Raw genomic sequence first — 5,147 nt, forward strand, 5'->3', positions numbered from 1 at the left:
CTATTACATATAGCCCATTTAATAAAATTATTTCATACATAAAAGCCCTCTGTACTTAAACAGAGGGCTTTTTAGTTACTGTATTTAATTATCTATTATCTCAAAATACCTTATGATATTAATAGACTATTCATTTTCTACTAATATATTAAAAAGATTATCAATTAATTCATCTCTACCTTTTTTATTAACTGATGAAAAGAAGTATAAAGTATCTTCTTTAGTTAATTTTAAAGTATCTCTAATATCTTTTTCTTTTTTTCTTAACTCATTATTTGAAAGTTTGTCACTCTTCGTTGCTATAATAACTTCATCATATCCATAGAACTTAATCCATTCATGCATTTGTATATCATCTGCTGTTGGTTTATGTCTTGAATCTACTAATAGTACCACTCTTTTCAATTCACTACGACCACTTAAGTATGTTTCAATAGTATTACCCCAACTAGCTTTTTCAGTCTTTGAAACCTTGGCATATCCATATCCTGGTAAATCAACTAAATGGAATTCTCCATTATTAATTACAAAAAAGTTAATAAGTCTAGTTTTTCCAGGTGTCTGGCTTACTTTAGCTAATTTTTTTCTATTAGTTAAAGCATTTATTATAGAACTCTTTCCTACATTAGATCTACCTACAAATGCAATTTCAGGAAGTCCAGTAATTGGATATTGTTCTTTTTTTACTGCTGATGTTACAAAGTCTGAATTTTTAATTTTAATCAATTGTATCCACTCCAATTATAGCTTTATTTAATACCTTATCAACATGATCAGCTGTTATTATTTCTAGTTTATTCTTAACAACATCAGGTATTTTGTTTATATCTTTTTCATTTTCTTTTGGTATTATTATAGTCTCAATTCCAGCTCTATAAGCTGCAATTGACTTTTCTTTTAATCCACCTATAGCTAAGACCCTACCTGTTAAGGTAACTTCTCCAGTCATAGCTACATTGCTTCTTACCTTCTTATTAGTTAATGCAGATACTATTGAGGTAATGATAGTAACACCTGCAGAAGGTCCATCCTTCTTAATAGCTCCTTCTGGGAAATGAATATGGATATCAGTCTTCTTATAAAAGTCTTCATCTATTCCATACTTGCTAGCATTAGCTCTCACAAAGCCGTAAGCAATCTTAGCAGATTCTTGCATAACATCACCTAATTGACCTGTTAACACTAACTTTCCTTGTCCATTCATAGTTACTGATTCAACTGGTAATGTATCTCCACCAGCAGCTGTCCAAGCCATTCCCTTAACTACTCCAACTCTATCTTCAACGTCTTTAACATCATATTCGAATATCTTAGGTCCTAAATACTTTTCTAATCTATTTGCTGAAATATTTATAGACTTTTTATCCTTCTTAATCATTTCAGTTAAAGTCTTTCTAATAATCTTTCCTAATACTCTCTCTAAGCTTCTAACTCCAGCTTCTCTTGTATAGAAGTTAATTATATCCTTAAGTGCAGCTTCAGAAATCTTAAATTCATCTTCCTTTATCTTATGTTCCTTTAATAGTTTTGGAATTAAGTGATCTTTAGCAATATGATACTTTTCCTCATAAGTATAGCCTGATACTTCAATTACTTCCATTCTATCTAATAGAGGCGTAGGTACAGTATCTAAAGAATTTGCTGTTGTAATAAATAGCACCTTAGATAGGTCCATATCTAACTCTAAATAATGATCTCTGAAAGTATTATTTTGTTCACTATCTAATACTTCTAATAGAGCATCTGCTACATTTCCTCTATGATCTGAGCCAAGTTTATCTATTTCATCTAGTAATATTAATGGGTTGTTAACCTTAGTTTCTTTTAAAGAATAAGCTAATCTACCAGGGATTGCTCCAACATATGTTTTCCTATGTCCCCTTATTTCAGCTTCATCCCTTACACCACCTAAAGACATTCTTGAATACTTTCTATTAGTGGCATTTGCTATTGATTTCGCAATTGAAGTCTTACCTACTCCTGGAGGACCAACTAAACATAATATAGGTCCCTTTAATGTATTTGTATACTTCTTAACTGCTAAATATTCTATTATTCTTTCTTTGACTTCTTCTAAACCATAATGCTCTTTATTTAATATTTCTTCTGCCTTATTAATATCGAAGCTGTCTTTAGTTGATTTATTCCAAGGAATATCTAAAATCCAGTCTAAATAATTTCTAATTACATTGCTTTCTGATCCTTGTCCAGCAGAAGCTCTAAGTCTATTTAATTCACTTTCAGCTTTCTCCCTTACATATTTAGGTAACTTAGCCTTATTTATTCTTTCTTCATACTTAGATATTTCTTTTTTATCTTCGTCATCTTCTCCAATTTCTTCTTGAAGAACTTTAATTTGCTCTCTAATATAGTATTCTCTTTGTGATTTATCAACACTTTCCTTAAGCTTATTTCCAATTTTCTTTTCTACATTTAATATTTGAACTTCATTTTCAATAATTACTAAAAGCTTTTCTACTCTCTTAATACTATCTAACTCTTGTAATATCTCTTGTCTTTTTTCTTCATCAACAATAACATAAGATGCTATCATATCAACTAGTTTACTAAAGTTTTTAATTTCATCAAAAATTGATAGGACATTGCCTCTCGTATTTCCAGAAGCCTTTATAAATTTAGTAAACCCTTTTTTTAGAGACTTAGTATATGCCTCTACATTTTCATATTCATCATTTGAAGGAACATCTACAGTTTCTATATTTGCCTCTAAAAACTCCTCTGCTTCCTCATTTAAACTTATTAATCTACCTCTATCTACACCTTCTACAAGTACTCTAATTACTTCGAAAGGTAATTTTACAATTTGTTTTATCCTACATATAGTTCCAATTTCATATATATCATTGAATTCAGGTTCTTCAATTTCATAATCCTTTTGAGTAGATAAGAAGATTTCAGCTTTATTGTCCATAGCAGCTTCTATAGCCGCCTTTGACTTTTCTCTTCCTACATCAAAATGCATTACCATATTAGGAAAGATACTAATTCCTCTTAAAGGAATTAAAGGTAGAGTTTTTAACTTTTCACTCATTATTCCCATCCTCCTTGTATTTTGTATATAACTTTTATAGTATACACATAAAATTAAGTTTTTTCAATCTATTTCAAGTTATTTAGCTATTAGCTTCAATAATCAATATTTATTATTAATAGGTATTAATTATTGAGAATTCTATATTATTTATATTATAATACATCTTTACTAATTAGCAATGAGAACATAAAGAAATTACATAAAAAATAATAATGGGTTGCCTTGTGACAACCCTAATTAAAAGATCCCCTATTTTATCCGATCGCTACCATTGCTAATACTCCCATCTTTTCAAAGTGGGAGTTAAGCACTGCTACACGCCTAGATTAGTTCTTCTAAACTTCAGATGGAGTAAATATCCTGCACACTGTGAAAGTGATTCACACAAAATACAAAATTCCGGTTCCCTATTTTTAAGAAAACTCCATCTGAAGCTAATAATCACTTTATTCTTCAGCCTTAGCAGATAATATATCAATACTACTATTGTTTACTACTATATTTTCAACAACCTTCTCATTTACTATTGCTTCTTTTATAACTTCTTTTATTGTTCCAACTGCAACAATTTCTATTCCTTCTAAATCCTTAAAACTTTCTTTCCAGTTCTCCTTAGGTATTACTACCTTTTTAGCTCCTGATTTTTTGGCTGCCATGACCTTTGCATTAACTCCACCAATAGCCTTAACATCTCCTAAAAGACTTATTTCTCCTGTCATTGCTATTGTACTACTTATTTTAATATTTTTTATTGCACTATATATTGCAGTTGCTATAGTTATTCCTGCAGATGGTCCATCCACAGGCATTCCACCTGGAATATTAATATGTATATCATAATTTTCACATTCTAAATTAAAAACATTATTTAAAACTGTAAGGACATTTTGCACAGAGGAATATGCAGTGCTTTTTCTTTTTATCTTTCTATTTCTACTAGTTATTTCTTCTTCCTCAACTATTCCGCTTACTTTTAAAGTTCCAAACCTTTTACTAACCTTTCTAGCTGTAGCTTCTATCTCCATTAATATTCCTATATTAGCCCCATGAACTGCAAGACCATTTACCAGGCCAACTTCAGATTTATCTTTAATCTTTTTATCTGGTATCTCTGTATAATTTCCGTTTTCTATTACCCATAGAACATCTTCAACACTCAAGTTAATTCGATCTTCATTTATAGCTATCCCTGATGCTAATTGAACTAAGTTAACTACATCTCTACCATTAGTACAATATTTTGAAATTATATTAAGAGCTTTTTCATCTACGCTTAATCCTACTTTATTTACAGCATTGCCAGCAATTTTTTTTATCTCATCAACATGTAGTGATCTGAAGAATATCTCTACACATCTTGATCTTATTGCAGGTACTATTTCTTCAGGGCTTCTAGTAGTTGCCCCTATTAATCTAAAATCTGCTGGTAAACCATTATCAAATATTTCTTTTATATAATCGGGCATATTGGGATTTTCACTGCTATAGTAAGCACTATCTAAAAATACTTTTCTATCTTCAAGTACCTTTAATAATTTATTTAACTCTATATGGTGGAGTTCACCAATTTCATCCATAAATAAAACTCCTCCGTGGGCCTTTGTTACAGCCCCTGGTTTAGGTTGAGGAATACCTGCTATTCCAAAAGAACCAGCCCCTTGATATATAGGATCATGTACAGAGCCTATAAGTGGATCTGCAATCCCTCTTTCATCAAATCTTATTGTTGTAGCATCTATTTCAATAAATTTAGCATTTTTTTTAAATGGTGATTTACTGCTTTTTTTCGCTTCTGCCATAACTAATCTCGCTGCAGCAGTTTTTCCAACTCCAGGGGGACCATATATTATAACATGTTGTGGATTTGGTCCACATAATGCAGCTTTTAAAGCCTTTATCCCTTCCTCTTGACCTATTATTTCTTCAAAACTATTTGGTCTGCTCTTTTCTGTTAATGGCTCTGTTAATTCTATACTTCTCATTTGCCTTAACTTTTCCATCTCTTTTGTATTTTCTTTTTCAATAATAACTTTATTATTATTACTTCCTCTGCTATTGCTAAATATGTAATAGATAAAGAGTAGCATAGTTG

At 30.5% G+C, this 5,147-nt stretch carries 3 protein-coding genes; all 3 read right to left on the bottom strand.

The genetic code is table 11. The features are described 5' to 3' along the window. Positions 1–126 precede the first annotated feature (126 nt). The 3 genes from yihA to lonB all read right to left on the bottom strand — a co-directional run bounded on the left by yihA (position 127) and on the right by lonB (position 5,142). Positions 127–723: a ribosome biogenesis GTP-binding protein YihA/YsxC gene (gene yihA / locus E6248_RS12785; RefSeq protein WP_316341179.1), complete on the bottom strand. Its 597-nt coding sequence runs from the start codon at positions 721–723 to the stop codon at positions 127–129. After that, complete coding sequence (gene lon, locus E6248_RS12790; protein WP_316341177.1) at positions 719–3,052, bottom strand: endopeptidase La; 2,334 nt, start codon at positions 3,050–3,052, stop codon at positions 719–721. The genes yihA and lon overlap by 5 nt, the downstream gene beginning before the upstream one ends. Positions 3,053–3,501: 449 nt before the next feature. After that, positions 3,502–5,142, bottom strand: a complete 1,641-nt coding sequence (gene lonB, locus E6248_RS12795; RefSeq protein WP_396335154.1) for an ATP-dependent protease LonB — start codon at positions 5,140–5,142, stop codon at positions 3,502–3,504. Positions 5,143–5,147 lie beyond the last annotated feature (5 nt).

The sequence above is a fragment of the Clostridium sp. genome (genome assembly GCF_032552055.1).
Classification (GTDB): Bacteria; Bacillota; Clostridia; order Clostridiales; family Clostridiaceae; genus Clostridium.